Raw genomic sequence first — 20,352 nt, 5'->3', positions numbered from 1 at the left:
GCAATAGTCCCTGAAGGTTAATCCTGCGGCGCGGCTCGCAACCTGGTGCTGTCCGCGCCTGCTGACGGGCCGAATTTACTCGCCGCTGTCCGTTTCGATTTTATTGGTGCCCAGCCTGCCGGTAAAAGGCAGCCGCAGCGCCGGATGCTTAAAATCGATGCCGAAATTAAAGGCCAGCACGTTAAATTCCACGCCTTCCTCCGCACCCAGCGTCAGCCCAAGCACGCCCAGCAGTGAAACCTGCAAGCCTTTGCCTGAGGCGGGCAGCCCCACCGGACGGCTCAGCGGGCGGAAATCTTTACCGATGGCGTTCGCAGGCAGATCGAGCTTCAGCTCCGGCACTTCTCTGCCGATATGGGCCAGAAAAGTATTGCTGTTGGGGCCGGGCCAGACCCGATAGCTGTGCGGCCAGGGATAGCTGCCGATAGCGGCTTCGATCGCCGGGATCATCGCCGCCGCGCGTTCGCCGCGATGATCGACCAGCAGTCTGGGCTTAGCGCCAAACCAGTAGCCGTCGGGCAAAGCGTAATTATGGCGAATAACGTTGCTGCTGCCCCAGCTGACCACCTCGTAGCGGTGATACTGGCTCTCGCCGGCCTTTTTAAAAATGATCCACGGATGGACGGCGAACAGTCCACGCCAGCCAAAGGTCGGCGCGGTATAAACCTGCACGATGGCCGTATCGATAAACTTCTGCGGATCGGGCGCCATCTCTGCCGAATCACGTCTGGCTGTGGACCAATGTTGGCCATTGATGGCGACGCCGCTGTGGGTCGCCTTAACGTAGCTCTGCGCGAAAGAGAGCAGCAGCATACAGATAAAACTGATACCTATCACTTTTACAAGGAACATAATACCTTTGGCTGCCCGCAGCTGCGGGTCGGATCAGAGAGTGGGATAACATCAGCGAGCAGCATGCTGTCGCTTAAGGTGTGAGCAGAATCACATTACTGAAAACCGGCGCGGCATTCAATCTTTGTCCACCGCATGCCGTCGTGAGTAAAATTCACAAAAACCGGCCGGTTGCCCGGCCTTTTAGTTATTCGTCAGTTAATTGCTCTGGCTGGCAACCGTACAGCTCCGCCAGCTTGTGCAAATTAAAATTGCGTGGTCTCTCGCTTTTTTCCATGGCTGATACAGAAGCCTGAGTAATGTTCAGCGCCTCAGCGACCTGCTTTTGGGTCAGGCCACGATAAAGACGCCACGCCGCATGAAGCGTTACGCCTTTTTGCACAGAAATATCGACTACCTCGCCGGGGATAAAAGCATCATCATTTTTTCCCGCAACATAGGGTACTGATTCCCATAATTCAGCCAGATCGGCGCTTTGCGTTAGTTTTTCAAATAGCGCTATTGGCACTATTGCCGCCTTGCGATTTCCGGCGCTGTCAGTGATGAATTCAATCATATCGTTTCTCATTGTAGTAGACCGGCAATAATGAAGTTATTTAAGACAAATTCGGCAAATCGAATTTTATTCAATAAGTTTTGCTGGTACGCCTCGCAATTTGCTGGATGGCAATGATTTTGGGTTCCCCGTCTTTTACATAGTCGAATAATACCGGATAGTTACCCCATCTTAGCCGGTAATCGGCTTCACCTGCCGTCAAGGGCTTTACGTCCAGATTTGGCGTGTGCAGCGGAAAATTTTTTAACTCATTCACCGCTGCGTTAATCGCTTCTCTGTCGCTTTTGCTTTTGATAGCAAGAAGTTGTTTCCGCGCTGCTTTGCGCCATTTCAGTTCCGGCATTCCTTGCCCACCTTTTAAAGGATACATCCTTATCAAACTCGATAAATATAGATATTATATTCTATGAGAACAACATAAAAATAGAACTACGTCGTGTTTTTATCTATAAAAACTGGCGACGGCTATTGTATCCGGGACTGCGAGGGCTGTAGCTATACACCCGCCGTGACCTGTTTGTACATAACGGTAGTCGCTTCCGGTTCGCCACGGGTCGAGAGAGCAAAATACGGGATCTGCCCGCAAACCTGCCAGCCCTGCGCCAGGTAAAGCTGCTCGGCCGCATCACCGGAGCGCGTATCAAGCACCAGCAGCGTTTTGCCCTCCTGCTCCGCCAGCCGTTCAGCGCGGCCTAACAGCTCACGAGCGATGCCCTGCCGTCTGGCATCAGGATGTACCAGCAATTTGGCGATTTCTGCACGATGAGAGCCGTTTGGCTTGCCGCAAAATTCTACGATGACCGTGCCGACAATCTCCTGCTGTCGACGTGCAACCAGCAGCCGCTTTTCGCCGCTGGCGAGGCTGGCGATTACCCCTGTCCAGAACTGTTTCATAGGTGCAGGTTCGTTACTGACAAAGCCGATACTGGCGCCCAGCGCAACACAAGCGCTCAATACATTGTATAATTCATCCTGGCCTTTAGCGGCCTCTTCTGCGGTAAGAAGCGAATAAGTGATAGTGGTCATAAGTAGCAGATCGTCCTGTAAATCGTGCTTTGGCGACACGTGGATTAACGGGTAGACTACCGTTATCGTGCGTGACGGAGACTGAGGGTTTCCCGCCGCGTTTCAATAAGATATACGACGTGGCGCCTCGCCCGGCAAGTTGTACAATTAAATAATAGTTGTACAACAATAGAGAGTTGGTTAGGCTCAGGGGAGTCAAACAGGTTTAAGGAAAGGCATGGCTTTATACAGTATTGGTGACGTCGCCGAACGCTGTCGGATAAATCCTGTTACGCTTCGTGCGTGGCAGCGCCGCTACGGTTTGCTGAAACCGCAGCGCACCGAAGGCGGCCATCGTCAGTTTGATGATGAAGATATACAGCGTATTGAAGAGATTAAACGCTGGATAGAGAGCGGCGTACCGGTAGGCAAAGTTAAAGCGCTGCTGGAAGGCGAAAGCGTTAACGCGCACGACGGCTGGATGACGCTACAGGAAGAGATGATGACGGTATTGCGTCACGTCAGGCCCGCTAAGCTCAGAGCAAAAGTGGCAACGGCCGGTCGGGAACATCCGGCGGCGGCGCTGATTGACCATGTTTTTATTCCTATCCGCCAGCGACTGAACCTGGATCAAAATACGGCCAGAACGATGTGCAGCCTGCTTGACGGCATCCTGATCGATTACGTGACCTTCTGCCTTGCAGGCAGCCGCAAGAAGCCCGGCAAGGATGCGCTGATTATCGGCTGGGGCACGGAAGATCGTACGCGCATCTGGCTGGAGGCCTGGCGTCTGTCGCAGCAGGGCTGGCGTATGGAAGTGCTGGCCGAACCGCTGGAGATGCCGCGTCCTGAACTTTTTCCCGGCCAGCAGCTGTTTATTTTCACCGGCAAACCTCTGACGCGCCGCCAGCAGGAGCAGATCGCCCACTGGCAGGAACAGGGCTACGCCGTGGCGCATCAGGCCGCATAGCTTTATGGTCATCGTCGCCAGCGCCCTGCTGGCCTCGTCCGTTTTCTCCTGCTAAAAACCAGCAAAGGCTTAACGTCCGCTCAGTAAAAGCGATATACTTTGCTCTCTTTTTTACGGCAGGCGGATAACGGTATGAACTGGCAGAAAATCGGCGTAATTTTTATCTTCTTAATGATGGCGCTGGGCGGTATCGGCGGCGTCATGCTGACCGGCTACACCATCCTTATTCGCGCTTAAACCGCCGTAGCAGGCGCTCGAAAAGGCGGTCCGTCACGATCGCCAGCAGCGCTACCAGGCAGGCTCCCTGTAAGATATAGGCGGTATTAAAGCCGCTCAGCCCGATAATCACCGGCGATCCCAGCGTGTTAGCGCCCACCGTTGAAGCGATGGTGGCCGTGCCGATATTAATAATCACCGAAGTGCGGATCCCGGCCAGGATCACCGGCGCGGCCAGCGGCAGCTCTACCTTAAACAGTATTTGACGCGGACTCATACCGACGCCCGCCGCCACCTCGCGCAAAGTCGGCGGCACCGCGTCAATACCAGCCAGCGTGCCCTGTAAGATCGGCAGCAGCCCATACAACAGCAGCGCGACCATCGCAGGCTGTTCGCCAAAGCCGATAACCGGCACCGCCAGCGCCAGCACGGCCACCGGCGGGAAGGTCTGGCCTGCGGCCACCAGCGTTTCTACTACCGAGCGAAACGCCTTTCCCGCCCGGCGCGTTACCGCAATACCGGCGCCCAAACCCACTATCACCGCAGCGAAGCTGGAGAACGCCACCAGCCGGATATGCGCCAGCGCCAGCCGGATAAAGCTTTCCTGCTGGTAAAGCGGCCTGTCGAGCTGGGGAAAAGCGCGCGCGAACAGCGGGCCGCTATAGGGCATCAGCAGCAGCAGCGCTACAAACAGTAAAATCAGCCAGAGGAGCGGATCGCGAAGCAGGCGCATATTATGGCTTCTTCTGCCGCAGTAAATCAGCAAAGTGCAGCACGCCGAGCGGCTGCTGATTGCTGTCCCGTACCGCCAGCCGGTCGGTTCCACGTGCGATAAACAGCGACAGGGCTTCGCGCAGCGTCAGCGTTTCCGCAATGCCTTCCTCCTCCAGCCATTCGTCTCGCCGCGCCGCCTCGCCTGCCAGCCCCAGCGAAAGCAGGCGAATACCCCATTCGCTCTGGCCGAAAAAGCGACGCACAAAGTCATTAACGGGTTTTGTCAGCAGCGCCGTCGGCGTGCCCTGCTGCACCACTTTGCCGCCGTCCATTAAGACCAGCCGGTCTGCCAGCGCCAGCGCCTCGTCGATATCGTGCGTTACCAGCACTATCGTCTTGCCGGAAAGGCGATGAATACGGGCAATTTCCTGCTGAAGCATGGCGCGAGTCACCGGATCGAGCGCGCCGAAAGGCTCATCCATCAGCAGCACTTCCGGATCGGCTGCCAGCGCTCTCGCCACGCCAATACGCTGCTGCTGCCCGCCGGAAAGCTGATGCGGATAGCGATGGCGAAACGTCTCTTCCATATTCAGCAAGGCCAGCAGTTCACTGACGCGCGCGTCGATTTGCGGCTTGCTCCAGCCCAGCAGTTTCGGCACGGTGGCGATATTTTTTTCTACCGTCCAGTGCGGGAAAAGCCCGGTGGACTGGATAACGTAGCCCATTCGCCGCCGCAGCGCCTGCGGGTCGAAGCGACGGATCTCTTCGCCGCCAAAACGTATCGCGCCCTTATCGTGTTCGATCAAACGATTAATCATCTTCAGCGTGGTCGATTTACCGCAGCCGGACGTGCCGATCAGCACGGTAAATTCGCCTTTGGCGATATGCAGCGTCAAATCGCTGACCGCCGCCTTGCCCGCAAAATATTTACTCACCTCTTTGAATTCAATCACTGGCGTTGTATCCCGGAGAGCAACAGCTTAAATAACGTATCCACCGCCACCGCCAGGGCGATAACAGGGATCACCCCCAACATGACCAGATCCAGCGCGCTGCTGAGCAGGCCCTGAAAAATGACGGCCCCGAAGCCGCCCGCCCCGATCAGCGCGGCGATAACCGCCATGCCGATGGTTTGCACCGCCGTGACGCGCAGACCGGCAAGCAGTACCGGCAGCGCCAGCGGCACCTCGACCTGGCGGAATATCTGGCCACCGCTCATGCCCATGCCCCGCGCAGTTTCAATCACCGCTTGCGGCACGTTCTGCAATCCGCTCACGACGCTACGCACCAGCGGCAGCAGCGCATAGAGCACCAGCGCGATTAGCGCGGGCGCCATACCGATGCCGCTGATGCCTAACGTGGTCAGTGCCGGAAACTCGCGCGCCAGCCCGCTGAGCGGGGCGATAAGCAGGCCAAATAGCGCGACGGAAGGCACGGTCTGAATGATATTCAGCGTGGCGAAAACCGATGACTGTATGGCCGGACGACGACAGCAGTACCAGCCCAGCGGCACGCCGATCAGCAGCGCCGGCAAAAGCGTGCCGCCCAAAATCAGCAGGTGTCGTGACAGCGCCTGGTCGAAGACATCGCGCCGGTTGGCATACTCTTTCAGCAGGGAAAGCGCGTCGAGCTGGCCGCTCAGCAGCAAAAAGACCGCCGGCAGCCAGATCTGCGCGTTCAGCAGCAAACGCCATAACGCCTGTCGGGTCAAACGGCTGATGGCATCTGTCGCCATCAGCAGCGCCAGCGCGGCTGCCAGCCAGAAGCCGCTGCCCAGAGAGGTTCTTGCCAGCGGATGGCCCTGCTGCGCCAGCGAGGCGGCCGCATAACCGCCAGCGGCGATCAGCGCGATAAACAGCGTTTCGCTACAGAGCAGCGTTAAGGCCAGGCTGGCGCGCTTCTGCGGCCAAAAAGCGAGCAGCATCAGTAACAATGCGGGCAGCAACAGCCACCAGCCCAGGCCGTTGGCTACCTGTTGCAGCCCAAGCGGCTGACCGGAAACAAGCCGGTTCGGCGCCCAGTTGAGAAACGGCAGCGCCGTCAGCGCTGCCGTCAGCAGCAGCGCCAGCGTCAACGTAACGCGGTTATGTACCCGAATAGTCATTTTGCCGCGCGTGGCTACAGATTTTTCTGTTGCAGATAGTCGGCGGCCACTTTTTTCGCGTCCATCCCTTCTACCGCAATTTTGGCATTAAGCTGCTGCAGCGTTTTTTCATCCAGCGAGGCGAAAACCGGCTTCAGCCAGTCGCCGATTTGCGGATACGCTTTCAGCACCGCTTCGCGGATAACCGGCGTCGGCGCGTATACAGGCTGCACGCCCTTGGGATCGCTCAGCGTTTGCAGGCCAAGCGCCGCTACCGGGCCGTCGGTGCCGTAAGCCATCGCCGCGTTAACGCCGGAGGTTTGCTGCGCTGCCGCTTTCAGCGTAACGGCCGTATCGCCGCCCGCCAGCGACAGCAGCTGATCCTGATCCAGCTTAAACTGATAGGCACGCTCAAAAGCGGGCAGCGCGTCGGGCCTTTCGATAAACTCCGCCGAGGCCGCCAGCTTAAATTCGCCGCCGCTTTTCAGCCAGGCACTGAGATCGGCCAGCGTGGCGAGCTTGTTTTTCTGCGCCACATCGCCGTGTACCGCGATGGTCCATGTATTGTTAGCGGGCGACGGCGTCAGCCAGATCAGATGATTTTTCTCGCCGTCGAGCTTCTTAACCAGCTGATAGCCTGCCTGGGCATTTTTCCAGGCGGGGTTTTTCTCGTCGTGGAAGAAGAAAGCGCCGTTGCCGGTATATTCCGGATAGATATCCAGTTCGCCCGCCGTGATGGCGCCCCTGACGACCTGCGTATTTCCCAGCTGAATTTTGTTCACGGTTTTTACGCCGTGTTTATCCAGCACCTGTAAAATCAGGTTGCCCAGCAGCGAACCTTCCGTATCAATTTTCGACCCGACCTTTACCGCCTCCGCCGCCTGCGCGCCGCCCGCCATCGCCAGCCAAACCGCCAGCGCCAGCGCGCCGCCCAATCTTATGCTTTTAGCCATTTCGCGTTTCCCTGTTATCGACTCAGCTTCAAGAGTAGCTGAAGAATTAACCACTTAAAACCGCCGCCTTACAACTAAATTACATTGCACCGTTTGGTTGTAACTTATAACGAGCGGGAATTTAACTCTGCCAGCGCCGGGAGTATGCTCACAAACCACACCACTAAAACTGAATATAACCTCATGACTGACTTAACGGCTGAATCGCATGTCGCCACGGCAGGGAGCGAGCCAACGGGCGAAACGTTGTTTATCCGTCAGGCTGCGGACGTTGCAACGCTGGTCAACAACAGTACCCAGGCGCGTAGCAATGCGCATATCGTGATCGCGATTGCGCTGGGTGGCGTGTTTCTGGACGCCTACGATCTGGGCGCGCTGGCGTTTGGCATGAAGGACGTAACCAAAGAGTTTGGCCTGACGCCTGCGGGCGCAGGCATGGTGGCTTCCGCTATTGCCTTTGGCGCTATCGTCGGCGCGCTGATTGGCGGCTATCTCACCGATAAAATTGGCCGCTACCGCGTGTTTATGGCCGATATGTTTTTCTTTGTGGTGGCCGCGCTGGCCTGCGCTTTTGCGCCAAACGAATACGTACTGGCGGGCGCGCGTTTTGTGATGGGGCTGGGCGTGGGCATCGATCTGCCGGTCGCGATGGCTTTTTTAGCGGAGTTCTCAAAGCTGAAAGGACGAGGCAACAAGGCGGCCAGCATTGCCATGTGGTGCCCTACCTGGTATGCCGCTATTTCTGTCTCTTATCTGCTGGTGCTGTTTTTTTACTCGGTGCTACCGGAAGCACAGGCGGGCTGGCTGTGGCGGATTATCCTGGGCTTTGGCGCGGTACCCGCGCTGCTGATTATCGCCGTTCGCAGTCGCTATATGAGCGAATCGCCCGTCTGGGCCGCTAACCAGGGCGATTTGCATGGTGCGGCCGCTATTTTACGGCGCTCTTACGGCATCAATGCGCAGGTGGCGAAAGAAGCCGATCTGACGCCCGCCGTGCCGGTTCGTCGTGCCAGCTGGCGCAACTATGGCGAACTGTTTAAGGGCATTTACCTGCGTCGTACGCTGCTCGCTACCGTTACCGCCGTCGCTTCGGCTTTCGCCTATAACGCCGTTGCGTTTGGATTGCCGGTGATCCTCTCCAGCTTTCTGGCGCAGTCGATGCTGACCACCATCCTGGTCTCGCTGGCGCTGAATCTGCTGTTCGCCTTTGTTGGCGGGCTGCTGGCGGTACGTTTAGTGCCGCGTCTGGGCACCTGGCGGATGACGGTAGCCGGCTACGGCTGCCAGTTTGTGGCGCTGCTCGGCCTGGCGCTGGTGGGCAGGCCGGACGACGGCACGCAGGCGGCGGTGTCTGTCGCCATGCTGGCGCTGTTTCTGCTGGGCCAGGGCTTTGGGCCAGGCTCGCATACCATGACTTTTGCCTCGCTTAGCTATCCAACCTCGCTACGCGGCGTGGGCGTGGGTATGAACCAGACGCTGATGCGCGGCAGCTCTACCCTGTCGCTGTTTCTGTTTCCGCTGCTGTCGGCGGCGCTGGGCACTAACGTGTTCTGGGTTATCGGCCTTGCGCCGCTGGCGGGCCTGCTGGCGCTGCTGCTGGTACGCTGGGAGCCGTCAGGCTACGACGTGGACGCCGAGGATTTTACGGCTGAACCGCCAGCGCGGCCGCAGTAAAGCGGGCAAATTCGGCGGGGATGCGGGCGAAGGTATGCAGAAACCACGGCGTAAAACGCTCGGGGTGCGCCGCCATTTCCTGCTGAATTTCCGGCAGCGAAGCGTAGCGCCAGTCGTCCGCTTCTTCCGGATTAGGCTGCGGCAGCTCATCGCTCAGGGTAAACAGGACGTGACCATATTCATGTTCGATCAGGCCATTTGCCAGCGGCAGGTAATAGCTCAGCTCAAACATGGGTTCTAGCCTCAGCGATAACCCCATTTCTTCATTGAGGCGTCGCTCGGCCGCGTGTCGCGTCGACTCTTCCGGGTAAGGATGGCCGCAGGTGGTATTGCTCCACAGCCCGCCGCAGTGGTATTTACCGCTGGCGCGCCGTTGCAGCAGCAGCTGATGGTGGGAGTTAAACACGTAAACGGTGACCGCGCGATGCAGCAATCCTTTCTGATGAACCTCAAGCTTTTCCATTCGACCGATGGCGCGATCCTGGTCGTCGACCAGGATAACTTCGATTGCAGACATGCACACCTCTTAAGAATTATCTCAGATAATTGTGGCATATCTTTGGCGGCCGTGGCTGGGTAAAATCGTGCGAAAGTATGACGGCTTAGCCAGCCGGCGGATCCACCAGCTCGGGCCGCGCCCGGAAGACAGGATTACACCCCGCCTCGGTTAAGCGTTCCACTAATTGCAGGCCGCCTTGTGGTTCCTGTTCGACGAATTCCTGCTCGGCGGCCGTCACCGGCGTGGCCCATAACAGCGTCACTTTTTCTCCTTCGCGCGGCGGCAGTGTGAAACTGTCGCCCAGCGTGGCCGAAAGCAAAAAGCCTTCAAAACCTATCGGCGCGACGGCGGAAGAGAGCGTGTGCCCTTCGCCCAGCCAACTGAGGCGCGCCCAGGGAAAATGCGCAAAGCTTGCCAGCGCGCTGGCCATCTGCACCGCGTTCTCTTCGCTCATCACCTCGCCGTCGATCGCCATCGCCAGCTCGATACGGCGATGATCGGCAGCGTCTTTATCCTTATAGAGGAAATCGATCCACGGCATGGGCCGGATGCTCATACCCAGCGTCAGAAAATACCAGTTGCCCTGATGATAGTGCTGCGAGATGGCCATTGGCGGCCAGCTGCCCTGGTCGATAGCGTAGTACTTTAGCGACTCACCATATTGCGCCTCGTAGCAGCGCAGCATTTCTCGCTGAATGCCTTCCCACGGCTGGGCATCCTGCCAGTCGCGCCAGAAAAGACGATCTTTCTCCGCCCGCGCGTACCAGCTGTTGGTAGAGGCGGAACCCAGCGGCGCGGTCAGCCGGTTCTCTTTGATGCAGCCAGCGGAAAAGCTGACCTGTTTATCCTGATACAGGCTCCAGCCGGGAATAACCGCCAGCAGCTGCCCCTGATACCAGAGCGCCGCACCGTCATCGCCGGGCGTCCAGATAACCTGCAGGCCTGCCGGATGCAATATCGGCTCCGCTTCCAGCGTGCGGCAGTATTCGGCGCTGAGCAGCGGCGGAATGCCCTGCGCCATCGCCTCGCTGTCTTCCTGCGCGGGCGCAGGCAGCAGGTTTCTCAGCCAACAGCCGCGCACGGCAAACTGGCCGCGAAACGGCTCGGCCGGACGAATGTAAAAATAGGCGGTGCGCTCATCCTGCTCAACCGTGGCAATAAGGGTTTGTTGCTGATTAAAGACTTCAGCCAGCCGGTACGTCTGTGTCATAGCGCCTCGACAAGGGTTCAGGGTCATCCCTTTTCCCGGAATTTCCCGGAGAATAGAGCAGGATGCCCGTGCGCGCCATGTCACAACAAGGGTAATAATCTCAAATTTCGCGCCCCATGCGCTGCATGGCACGATAATAGCCGCCGCGACGCACGCACCAGCGCAGCCCGGACGCCAGCCATTTCATCCGCTGGCGGATTAGCGCCCGCCGCCAGCCGGAAAAGCGAAAGCCAAACTGCTGCTGCGTCCATTCGGGCAAAAGCTCAATGCCCGCCATCATCATAGTGCGCATGGCCGGACGCGCCTGCCAGCTCGGCGCGGGCATGGTCAGCAGCACGGCGAGCACCGCTCTGGTGCGCTCGTCACAGCGCAGCTGCGGCCGCATCGCCGTCAGATAAGCCTCAACTTCCTGTACCGTTTTCGGCACCTGCTCCGCGCCCAGCGCTTCGGCCACCACGGCGGCCTCCGTATAATAGCGATCCTGATCTTCTCTGCTGAGCAGCGGATTTTTATAGCGCAGATGGGCAGCCAGAAAGCGGCTGGTCTCTGCGACGTGCACCCAGGTCAACAGCGCCGGATCGCTGGCCGCATAGGCGTTGCCCTGGCCGTCCACGCCCGTTACCCGCAGATGGATCCGCTTTACGCGCTCGATTAACGTGTGGGCGTCCGCCGTGTTGCCAAAGGTGGTCACGGCGATAAACTGGCTGGTGCGCCGCAGCCTGCCTGACATATCCTCACGAAAGGTTGAGTGATCCCAGACGCCTGCCAGCGCCTGCTGATGCAGCATCTGCATCAGCAGCGCGGAGATGCCGCCGCACAGCATCGACGAGAAATCGCCGTGCACCTGCCAGATAACGCTGTCCGGCCCGTAAAGACCGGGATCGCCAGGCGGCTGGCTGAGGTCGAAGTCGTTCATCGCCAGCCCGTTCAGGCGAAAGACCTGCTGCTGGATCCTGTCTCTGAGTGAAAGCATTATTTTCCTGATTTTGAGGCGTTAATGACGTCTGATACAGCCCAGGCTGCGTTTTCGGGCAGTTCATCTTCGTGCCAACGTGACATCCGGCCTTGCCGATGTAATAAATTATATAATATTCCTTTGTTCTTTTTTAGACTTTGCAAGCAAGATGATACTTCGTTATATTTCTCGAGTAGCTTACTCAGCCTTTAAATCAGATATCAAAAGGATAAGGGAATATGCTTGAACCAGAAAAAGGATTATTAACCTTCAGAGCTGAAGGCAGCAATAGTAAATATACCAAAAGCGCGCGCCCTATGCTGGCTGGTGCACATAACAATCCACAGGAACTTATTAATTATATAAGAAATACGCCGGCCCTTCGTGATGATGAGCCTGCCAGACAAAGAGTAAACTATTTACTGGAGTCGCGATGAAAAAATCTCTCGCGTTCGTATTACTTATCTGCCAGGCGAGCTTTGCTCAGGAGAATTGCGCGACGATCACCAATAGCGAGCAGTACTATAACTGCTCATATATCAAAAAGGAGGCCGCTACCAAAAGGCTGGATGCTGTTTACAGTAAGTATTTAACTGAAGTTACTCATAGCTACACTGAGCATAAAAATATTGGTGAGGATCTTCTGGCTAAAATTAAAAAATCTCAGGTAGCATGGCTTAATTATATGCACGCTACTTGTGATATTTATGCCTTTCAGATCGACGAAAATAACCAGCGTCATACCGCGGCAATTAATCAATGTGTTACTGATATGTCGGAAAAAAGAGTCACGGAGCTGGCAGAAATGATAGCCAATATTTAACCAGTACAAGCCACGCCAGCCGGTATGCTCACCGTTAGTTGCCCGGATTTTCTTGCCGCCAGGGGGCAGGAATGTACAAACGCCGTCTACGGTAGCAAATCGGCGGCCATACCACGACGAAATGCACAAATGCCCTCTGCAGCGGCAAGCTGGCGATCGTAGCGGCGGCGAAAGCTTTCCAGCTGTTATCCAGATTATGTAAAAAGGTCACGCGTGGTTCCTGACTGAAAAATCCACCATATCGGTGCGGAAACTTCGCATCACAGGGAGAGTCGGGCGCAGGTAAAAAGTTTGATTGCGCTTAATTCCGCACGCAATAACCTTTATGCTTATCCGCTTTAACCCGCAGGGAAAAGGAAAAGCCATGAGTATCACTATCCGCCAGGCCCGTCCGGCAGACGCGCAAACCATTTACGCGATGATTTATGAACTGGCCGTTTATGAAAAAGCGCCGGAAGAAGTTGTGACCACGCCGGAGGAAATTCGCGAGACGCTGTTTGGCGCAGAAAGCAAAACCGAAGCGCTGATTTGCGAAGTGGACGGCACCGCCGTCGGCTATGCGGTGTTTTTTACCAGCTACTCAACCTGGCTTGGCCGCAACGGCATTTATCTGGAAGATCTCTATATTTCGCCCGATGCGCGCGGCAACGGCGCGGGCAAAGCGCTGATTAAGCATATTGCGCAGCTGGCCGTGCAGCGCCGCTGCGGTCGTCTGGAGTGGAGCGTGCTGGACTGGAATCAGCCCGCTATCGACTTCTATTTAAGCATTGGCGCCGTGGCGCAAAGCGAATGGGTGCGTTATCGCCTGGACGGCGACGCGCTGCTGAAATTTGCCGAAGCAGGAAAGTGAAAAGGAGGCGAATATTCGCCTCCTGATGTCTACAGCCGGGCCTTCACGCCCGGTTTTTACAGGTAATTAAATTCCGCATCGCTGGTGTGAACAGAATCCAGCCCGATCATCACGCTGAATTTACCCGGTTCCGCCACCTGCTGCATTTTGGCGTTCCAGAATTTAAGCGCCTTCACGTCAACAGGGAAGGTCACGGTCTGCGACTCGCCCGCTTTCAGCATAATGCGCTTAAAGCCCTTCAGCTCCTTCACCGGGCGGCTAACGCTGGCGACCTGGTCACGCAGGTAAAGCTGCACCACGGTCGCGCCGTCAAGCTTGCCTGTGTTGGTCACCGTGACCGAAGCCGAAACCTGACCGTTACGCGGCATGGTTTTAGCCGAAAGCGTGACCGGCGATACCGTAAAGCTGGTATAGCTCAGCCCGTAGCCAAACGGATAAAGCGGGCCGTTCTCCGCATCGTAATAGTGCGAGGTATATTTGTTCGGCCTTGCCGGATCGTAAGGCCGCCCCGTGTTCAGGTGGTTGTAGTAGATTGGGATCTGCCCTACCGAACGAGGGAAAGACATCGGCAGCTTGCCGGACGGATTGTAATCGCCGAACAGCACGTCCGCGATGGCGTTGCCGCCTTCGGTGCCGCTGAACCAGGTTTCCAGCAGCGCATCCGCTTCGCGGCTCTCTTTAACGATAGCCAGCGGGCGCCCGTTCATCAGCACCAGCACCAGCGGCTTGCCGGTCGCCTTCAGCGCGCTAATCAGCGCCTGCTGCGAAGGCGGAATGGTGATATCGCTGCGGCTGGACGCTTCATGCGCCATGCCCTGCGCTTCGCCCACGACGGCAACCACCACATCCGCTTTTTTCGCCGTCTCTACCGCTTCGTCCAACAGCTGCTGCGGGGTGCGCGCATCTACCGTGACCGCTTTTTCATAGAGGTTCAGAAAGTCCTGAATGCCCTTGTTGTCGCTGACGTTAGCGCCTTTGGCGTAAAGCAGCGTGGCTTTGCCTGCGGTAGCGTTTTTAATGCCTTGCATGACGGTAACGGACTGCGAGGCGACGCCTGCCGCCGACCAGCTGCCCATAATATCGCGCTGGCTGTCGGCCAGCGGGCCGATCAGCGCGATAGTGCCCGCTTTTTTCAGCGGCAGCGTGTCATTGCGGTTTTTCAGCAGCACGATGCTTTTGCGAGCGACATCACGCGCTTCCGGCCGGTGTAAGCGGCTTTCGGCATTGGTGTCTTTGGGATCGCTCTCCGCCGGGCCAAGATGACTGTAGGGATCGTTAAACAGTCCCATATCATATTTGACGTTAAGCACATGGCGCGTGGCATCGTCGATATCCGCCATGCTGACCGCGCCGCTTTTTACCAGGTTCGGCAGATACTTACTGTAGTATTCGTCGCTCATGCTCATATTCACGCCGGACTGGATGGCGACACGTACGGCATCCTGCGGATCGCTGGCCACGCCGTGCTTCATCAGCTCTTTGATCGCGCCGTGATCGCTGATGGTGATACCTTTGAACTTCCAGTCATCCCGCAGCAAATCTTTCAGCAGCCAGCTATTGGAAGTGGCAGGCACGCCGTTGATTGAATTCAGTGAGACCATCACGCCGCCGCTGCCCGCGTCCAGCGCCGCTTTGTAAGGCGGCAGATAGTCCTGCGCCAGCCGCTGCGGGCTCATATCCACCGTGTTGTAATCGCGACCGCCCTCTACCGCACCATAGGCGGCGAAGTGCTTCACGCTGGTCATCACCGAATAGCGATCCGCCGGGCTTTTGCCCTGCATGGATTCAACCAGCATGCGGCCCATCTCCGAGGTCAGCCAGGTATCCTCGCCGAACCCTTCCGATACCCTGCCCCAGCGCGGTTCGCGCGTGACGTCCACCATCGGCGCCCAGGTCATGTTCAGGCCGTCGTCCGCCGCTTCATAAGCCGACACGCGCCCCACGGTTGCGATAGCATCCAGATCCCAGCTTGCCGCCAGCGCCAGCGGAATAGGGAAAACGGTACGCTGACCGTGTACCACGTCATAGGCAAAGAACAGCGGAATTTTCAGGCGGCTGAGCTGCATCGCCTGATCCTGCATCGCGCGGATATCGTGGCGCGTGACGGTATTAAAGATCGCGCCGACCTGCTCTTGCTTGATCATTTCCCGGATAGCCTCTTTCGGGTTATCCGGGCCGACGCTGATTAACCGGAGCTGGCCGATTTTTTCATCCAGCGTCATTTTCTGCAGGAGGTTGCTCACAAAGGCATCGCGAGCTTCGGGCGTCAGCGGGTGCTGCCCGTGGTTATCGTCGGCAAAGGCAGGCTGTAGCGCCAGCGCAACGGCGAAGCTAACAGAACAAATCCATTTCATCAGGGTAGTTTCTCTCAGGTAAACGACAGAAAATCGTGCGGCGAGTGTGCCATAAGTTGAGGATAGCAGGTAGTTTTCAAGCCGGTTGAGCCTGCTTTAGTTCAGCGGTGCTAAAGTTAGGGCGTGCGATAAAAAAGGACACAAGGATATGAACAGACCCTCATCAACCGGCAGCAGGCTGGTTTCGGAACTGGGCCGCATCGTCGGCCGCGCCCACTTGCTGACCGATCCGCAAAAAACCGAACGCTACCGCAAAGGCTTCCGCTCTGGCGAAGGCGAAGCGCTGGCCGTGGTGTTTCCCGGCACGCTGCTGGAACAGTGGCGCATTTTACAGGCCTGCGTGGCGGCAGACGTCATCGTGCTGATGCAGGCGGCCAATACCGGCCTTACCGAAGGCTCGACGCCAAACGGCAACGATTACGATCGCGACATCGTGATTGTCAGCACCCGCCGGATGGATAAAATTCAGCTGCTGGATGACGGCAAACAGGTGCTGGCGTTTCCCGGCAGCACGCTTTATCAGCTGGAAAAAATCCTTAAGCCGCTGGGGCGCGAACCGCATTCGGTGATTGGCTCCTCCTGCATTGGCGCGTCGGTGCTGGGCGGCATCTGCAACAACTCCGGCGGTTCGCTGATTAAGCGCGGCCCGGCCTACAGCGAAATGGCGCTCTATGCGCAAAAAGATGCCAGCGGCAGGCTGGTGCTGGTAAACCATCTTGGTATTGAGCTGGGCAGCACGCCGGAGCAAATTCTCAGCCGGCTTGATGATGAAACCTGGCGGCCTGAAGATGTGCGCTACGACAGGCGGCACGCGTCGGATCACGACTACGCGGAACGCGTGCGCGAAGTCGAGGCGGATACGCCTTCCCGCTTTAACGCCGATGCGCGGCGGCTGTTTGAGGCTTCCGGCTGTGCGGGCAAGCTGGCCGTTTTCGCCGTGCGGCTGGATACCTTCACCAGCGAAAAAGCCCAGCAGGTTTTTTATATCGGCACCAATCAGCCTGCCGTGCTGGACGAGCTGCGCCGCCATATCCTGCAACACTTTAACGAACTGCCGGTGGCAGGCGAATATCTGCACCGCGATATGTTTGATATTGCCGAAACTTACGGTAAAGACACCTTTGTGATGATCGATAAACTCGGCACCGATAAAATGCCGCTGTTTTTCGCGCTGAAAGGCCATATCGACGCGCTGCTGAAGCGCTTCTCGTTTATTAAGCCCAACCTTACCGACCGCGTGATGCAAAAAATCAGCGGCCTGCTACCTTCACACCTTCCCGCCAGGCTGAAAGCTTACCGCGATCGTTTCGAGCATCATCTGATGTTAAAAATGGCCGGGCCGGGCGTGGAGGAAGCGCGCCAGTACCTGAAAGATTACTTTCAGCAGGCGGACGGCGACTATTTTGAGTGCACGCCGGAAGAAGGCGGCAAGGCCTTTTTGCATCGCTTTGCCGCAGCGGGCGCGGCCGTTCGCTATCATGCGGTGCATCAGCAGGAAGTGGAGGATATTCTGGCGCTGGATATCGCCCTGCGCCGCAACGATCGAGACTGGTTTGAAAAGCTGCCGCCGGAATTTGACGACGCGCTGGTGCATCGTCTCTATTACGGCCACTTTTTCTGCCACGTCTTCCATCAGGATTACATCGTGAAAAAGGGCGTTGACGCGCATGCCCTGAAGGAGAAGATGTTGCAGATCCTCAGCGAGCGCGGCGCGGAATATCCTGCCGAACATAACGTAGGCCATCTTTATCAGGCCAAACCGCAGCTGAAAGCTTTTTATCAGCAGCTCGATCCCACCAACAGTTTTAACCCCGGCATCGGCAAAACCACCAGGGCGAAAAACTGGGCGGAGTGCGGCTGTACAAGAAAAGCGGAGCGCTAAGCCAGATAGCGGCATAACCGATAGTCATGCCGCCTCAGACTGCTGACAAAGAATACGTGCGAACCGGACTTTTTGCAGCGAAACCGCAGCCCCGCAGCAGCAGAGGCTGAGCGGATAAGCGGACCGTTTTGGCGCATGGACGCGCCAAACGAGCCTACAGGGACGTGCGCGTCCGTGTTCCGATCTGCCTCTGCTGCTTTTCACCGGCCCGAATGCGACCTGGTGACAGCATATGAGTTTGTCAGTAATCTCCGGCGGCATATGCCGCCTGGCGTTTACGTCTCGCCGTCCTGCACCACCACTTTCTGACCGTTACGCTGCTCGACGATCATCGTCTGCGGCGTGGAAAGCACGATGCCTTCTTTGCGCAGCCGCGTCAGAATATCAAACAGCAGATCGCTCTTCGCGCCGGAAACCTGGCGCGGACTGGTGACGTTGCCGGTCACCGACAGCACAATGCCGGCCGGGGTAAGATCCTTAAAGGTGACGGAAGGCTCCGGCGTGTCCAGAATGCGCTCGTTATCGACATAAACGTCCAGCAGCAGCTGGCGCACCTTGACCGGATCGATATCCAGCGGGAACGTCAGCGTAATGGTCGCCACGCCCTGCGCGTTACCCATTGTCGCGTTACGCACGTTCTGCGAGATAAACTGCGAGTTCGGCACGATCACCGTGGATTTATCGCCCAGCTGGATCTCGGTGGCGCGCACGTTAATACGACGGATATCCCCTTCAATGCCGCTGATACTGACCAGATCGCCCACTTTTACCGGCCGTTCGGTCAGCAGGATCAGACCAGAGATAAAGTTTTTAACGATTTCCTGCAGGCCGAAACCGATACCGACCGATAAGGCGCTGACGATCCAGGCCAGCTTGTTCCATTGCAGCCCCATCACCGACAGCGCCAGCAGGATCACCAACACATAGCCCAGGTTACTGAACAGCGTAATCAGCGACACCCGCATCCCGGTGTCCATAGTGGTTTTCGGCAGGAAATCCTGATCCAGCCAGCGGCGAGCCGAACGCAGCACGTAGATGCCGACAATCAGGCACAGCAGCGCGTTCAGCACGTGCGCCGGCACGATGTTCAGCGACTCCAGCCCTTTGCCGCCCCAGAACTCAATGGCTTTTTGCACCAGCTCAATCGGCGTGGCGCTGCTGAAGGTGCCGTTCAGCAAGGCTATCGCGGCGATCAGCACCAGCACGGTTTTACCCAGCGCGCCCAGCAGCGCAGCGACCTGGGAAAGGTGGCGCTCGTCGATATTCAGCGAGCGCTGAATGCCTTTGCCGGTGGCGTTGCTGGTAGAAAACAGCGATTCGCTGGCGTCGGCCACCAGGTGGCTGAGAATATAAAACGAACCGCAGACGATCCCCGCCCAAACCAGCTCGTAGCTCAGAAAGCGCGCCAGCGTGACGTAGCCGATCACCAGCGCCGCCATAATCGCCACGCCGGTCAGCGTGATCGCCATCTGGATCAGGCCAACCAGCGTCGATTTGGCTTCCGGCTGCACGCCTTCCAGCGCCAGTTTGCGGCGCACGCGATTGGTGCGGAAACTGATAGAGAGCGCCGCCGCGCCGATCAGCAGCGCGGTGATGCCGTTCGCCATCACCGTGGTGGCGACGCTGGTATTGGCGCTGCTGTTAAGGTTTTCCAGCGCCTGAAACACAAACACCAGTCCCGCCATCAGCGGCGGGAAGGGTTTTAACGCCAGCGCTACTTCGTTGGAAATCGTCGGCAGACGCCAGGAAGGCCGACGCGTGGAGAGAAACGCCCGGCCCAGGCCCGCAATCAGACCGCAGAAGATGCTCAGGCCGACCAGCTTATCGGCAAAGGCGCGCACGTCGTCCGTCACGTCAGGATGACGGGTAAAGGCCAGGTTGAGGAAGTTAAAGGCCAGCACCACGGCGGCCAGCGTGGTCAGCGCAATCGCGGCGGCAAGAAAACTGCGGCGCAAACGTCCTTCCGGCAGACGGTGGATACCCACCCACGCCAGAAACTCTTCCATATAGCGGCGTCCGAACGTCGCCACCAGGCCCGCTAACACTATCCACACCACCGTGCCCATGCGCCAGTCCGGCTGCCAGGCCAGCACCGCCGTATCGGCCAGCTCGTCAAGAAAGCCTTTCACTTTCTCATTGTCGTTGCTCTGGCTGTTGTACAGCGGCGACCAGAAGCGCGGCCCGAAAATACTGCCCGCGTTCAGGGCCAGCTGGGTCTTTAACGCATCGCGGCGCAGGCTGACGATCTGCGTAGACAGGTTGGTCGCGCCGCTTTTAATCGCTTCCGCCTGGCTAATCTGATCGTCGATTTTTGCCTTCTGGTTTTGCAGATTTTTACGCTTGCTGGTGACTTCCGAAGTCTCTTTGACACCGCTTTCCGGCTTCGGCGGCGGGCCGAGCACGTCAAGCTGGGCCTGAAGCTGAGCACGCTGCGGCGTAATGGCCTGCACCAGCGTGTCGGCGTCGCCGGACAGCTCCTGCGCCATCTCGTTCAGCGCGCTAAGCTTGCTGTCGTTGGTTTCGCCGGAAACCTGCTGTTTGATTTTATCCAGCACCTTCTGCATTTTAGGCAGCTCAACGGCGGCGTTGAGTTTGGCCGGCGCCTCGGCGGTTTGCTGGCTGGCATCATCGTCAGCGGCCCAGCTCAGCGCGGGCGAAAACGCGATCAGCGCAAACAGACAGGCGCGTAAAAAAGTCACTATGGTAGACATGAAAAGTTCCAGATATCAGACAATCGGACGGGCAAACGCGCGCTA

Annotated in this window: 21 protein-coding genes; 7 read left to right on the top strand and 14 right to left on the bottom strand. The window is 57.6% G+C overall.

Translation table 11 applies throughout. The annotated features are described in order from the left end of the window. Positions 1–75: 75 nt before the first annotated feature. From ACVWZ0_RS07755 to ACVWZ0_RS07740, 4 genes are all read right to left on the bottom strand, one after another. On the bottom strand, positions 76–852 hold the full coding sequence (locus ACVWZ0_RS07755) for a DUF3750 domain-containing protein (protein ID WP_253454791.1): 777 nt from the start codon (positions 850–852) through the stop codon (positions 76–78). Between the two features lie 187 nt (positions 853–1,039). Beyond that, entirely contained in the window at positions 1,040–1,408 is a 369-nt protein-coding gene (locus tag ACVWZ0_RS07750; protein ID WP_253454792.1) for a helix-turn-helix domain-containing protein, read from the bottom strand. Positions 1,409–1,478: 70 nt separating this feature from the next. Then, positions 1,479–1,751: a type II toxin-antitoxin system RelE family toxin gene (locus tag ACVWZ0_RS07745; protein WP_253454793.1), complete on the bottom strand. Its 273-nt coding sequence runs from the start codon at positions 1,749–1,751 to the stop codon at positions 1,479–1,481. 152 nt (positions 1,752–1,903) lie between these two features. Next, positions 1,904–2,434, bottom strand: coding sequence for a GNAT family N-acetyltransferase (locus ACVWZ0_RS07740; RefSeq protein WP_253454794.1), 531 nt, complete (start codon positions 2,432–2,434; stop codon positions 1,904–1,906). Positions 2,435–2,651: 217 nt separating this feature from the next. Here ACVWZ0_RS07740 and ACVWZ0_RS07735 point away from each other — a divergent pair, with 217 nt between their 5' ends. Continuing rightward, entirely contained in the window at positions 2,652–3,383 is a 732-nt protein-coding gene (locus tag ACVWZ0_RS07735; protein ID WP_253454795.1) for a MerR family transcriptional regulator, read from the top strand. Positions 3,384–3,515: 132 nt separating this feature from the next. Then, complete coding sequence (locus ACVWZ0_RS07730; RefSeq protein WP_125288804.1) at positions 3,516–3,620, top strand: protein YohO; 105 nt, start codon at positions 3,516–3,518, stop codon at positions 3,618–3,620. On the opposite strand, the gene ACVWZ0_RS07725 is transcribed toward ACVWZ0_RS07730, so the two are convergent. From ACVWZ0_RS07725 to osmF, 4 genes are read right to left on the bottom strand one after another with little or no spacing between them, the layout of a single operon-like run. After that, a complete protein-coding gene (locus tag ACVWZ0_RS07725) occupies positions 3,607–4,332 on the bottom strand; it encodes an ABC transporter permease (protein ID WP_253454796.1) in 726 nt (241 codons plus the stop codon). The genes ACVWZ0_RS07730 and ACVWZ0_RS07725 overlap by 14 nt on opposite strands. 1 nt (position 4,333) lies before the next feature. After that, positions 4,334–5,266: an ABC transporter ATP-binding protein gene (locus ACVWZ0_RS07720; protein WP_253454797.1), complete on the bottom strand. Its 933-nt coding sequence runs from the start codon at positions 5,264–5,266 to the stop codon at positions 4,334–4,336. Then, positions 5,263–6,417: an ABC transporter permease gene (locus ACVWZ0_RS07715; RefSeq protein ID WP_253454798.1), complete on the bottom strand. Its 1,155-nt coding sequence runs from the start codon at positions 6,415–6,417 to the stop codon at positions 5,263–5,265. The genes ACVWZ0_RS07720 and ACVWZ0_RS07715 overlap by 4 nt, the downstream gene beginning before the upstream one ends. 14 nt (positions 6,418–6,431) lie before the next feature. Then, on the bottom strand, positions 6,432–7,349 hold the full coding sequence (gene osmF / locus ACVWZ0_RS07710) for a glycine betaine ABC transporter substrate-binding protein OsmF (RefSeq protein ID WP_253454799.1): 918 nt from the start codon (positions 7,347–7,349) through the stop codon (positions 6,432–6,434). Between the two features lie 183 nt (positions 7,350–7,532). Between osmF and ACVWZ0_RS07705 the strand changes: the two genes are divergently transcribed. Further along, entirely contained in the window at positions 7,533–9,023 is a 1,491-nt protein-coding gene (locus ACVWZ0_RS07705; RefSeq protein ID WP_253454800.1) for an MFS transporter, read from the top strand. Here the strand turns inward: ACVWZ0_RS07705 and idi are convergent. The 3 genes from idi to ACVWZ0_RS07690 form a co-directional block, all read right to left on the bottom strand. After that, positions 8,992–9,540, bottom strand: a complete 549-nt coding sequence (gene idi, locus ACVWZ0_RS07700; protein ID WP_253454801.1) for an isopentenyl-diphosphate Delta-isomerase — start codon at positions 9,538–9,540, stop codon at positions 8,992–8,994. The two genes, ACVWZ0_RS07705 and idi, sit on opposite strands and share 32 nt — an antisense overlap. An 85-nt stretch (positions 9,541–9,625) precedes the next feature. Beyond that, positions 9,626–10,732 (bottom strand): suppressor of fused domain protein, encoded by a 1,107-nt coding sequence (locus ACVWZ0_RS07695; RefSeq protein WP_253454802.1) that lies wholly within the window; start codon positions 10,730–10,732, stop codon positions 9,626–9,628. A 100-nt stretch (positions 10,733–10,832) separates the two neighbouring features. Next, a complete protein-coding gene (locus tag ACVWZ0_RS07690) occupies positions 10,833–11,705 on the bottom strand; it encodes an oxygenase MpaB family protein (RefSeq protein ID WP_253454803.1) in 873 nt (290 codons plus the stop codon). 221 nt (positions 11,706–11,926) lie between these two features. Between ACVWZ0_RS07690 and ACVWZ0_RS07685 the strand changes: the two genes are divergently transcribed. Together ACVWZ0_RS07685 and ACVWZ0_RS07680 are read left to right on the top strand one after the other, a co-directional pair. After that, positions 11,927–12,124, top strand: coding sequence for a hypothetical protein (locus ACVWZ0_RS07685; protein WP_253454804.1), 198 nt, complete (start codon positions 11,927–11,929; stop codon positions 12,122–12,124). Continuing rightward, positions 12,121–12,510, top strand: a complete 390-nt coding sequence (locus tag ACVWZ0_RS07680; protein WP_253454805.1) for a lysozyme inhibitor LprI family protein — start codon at positions 12,121–12,123, stop codon at positions 12,508–12,510. Before ACVWZ0_RS07685 ends, ACVWZ0_RS07680 begins: the two co-directional genes overlap by 4 nt. A gap of 34 nt (positions 12,511–12,544) precedes the next feature. Here the strand turns inward: ACVWZ0_RS07680 and ACVWZ0_RS07675 are convergent, their stop codons facing one another. Beyond that, entirely contained in the window at positions 12,545–12,721 is a 177-nt protein-coding gene (locus ACVWZ0_RS07675; protein WP_253454806.1) for a hypothetical protein, read from the bottom strand. Positions 12,722–12,874: 153 nt separating this feature from the next. Here ACVWZ0_RS07675 and ACVWZ0_RS07670 point away from each other — a divergent pair, with 153 nt between their 5' ends. After that, positions 12,875–13,360, top strand: coding sequence for a GNAT family N-acetyltransferase (locus ACVWZ0_RS07670; protein WP_253454807.1), 486 nt, complete (start codon positions 12,875–12,877; stop codon positions 13,358–13,360). 56 nt (positions 13,361–13,416) lie between these two features. Here the strand turns inward: ACVWZ0_RS07670 and bglX are convergent, their stop codons facing one another. Further along, positions 13,417–15,714 (bottom strand): beta-glucosidase BglX, encoded by a 2,298-nt coding sequence (bglX, locus tag ACVWZ0_RS07665; RefSeq protein WP_253454808.1) that lies wholly within the window; start codon positions 15,712–15,714, stop codon positions 13,417–13,419. Between the two features lie 148 nt (positions 15,715–15,862). On the opposite strand from bglX, the gene dld reads away from it, so the two are divergent. Continuing rightward, complete coding sequence (gene dld / locus ACVWZ0_RS07660) at positions 15,863–17,596, top strand: D-lactate dehydrogenase (RefSeq protein WP_253454809.1); 1,734 nt, start codon at positions 15,863–15,865, stop codon at positions 17,594–17,596. Between the two features lie 275 nt (positions 17,597–17,871). Here dld and ACVWZ0_RS07655 read toward each other — a convergent pair whose 3' ends face one another. Beyond that, positions 17,872–20,307: a DUF3772 domain-containing protein gene (locus ACVWZ0_RS07655; protein ID WP_253454810.1), complete on the bottom strand. Its 2,436-nt coding sequence runs from the start codon at positions 20,305–20,307 to the stop codon at positions 17,872–17,874. Between the last annotated feature and the right edge of the window lie 45 nt (positions 20,308–20,352).

The sequence above is a fragment of the Erwinia sp. TECH1 genome, from assembly GCF_054057575.1.
The sequence above is the reverse complement of the archived record's forward strand: the minus strand, read 5'-3'. Positions and strand labels throughout refer to the sequence as shown.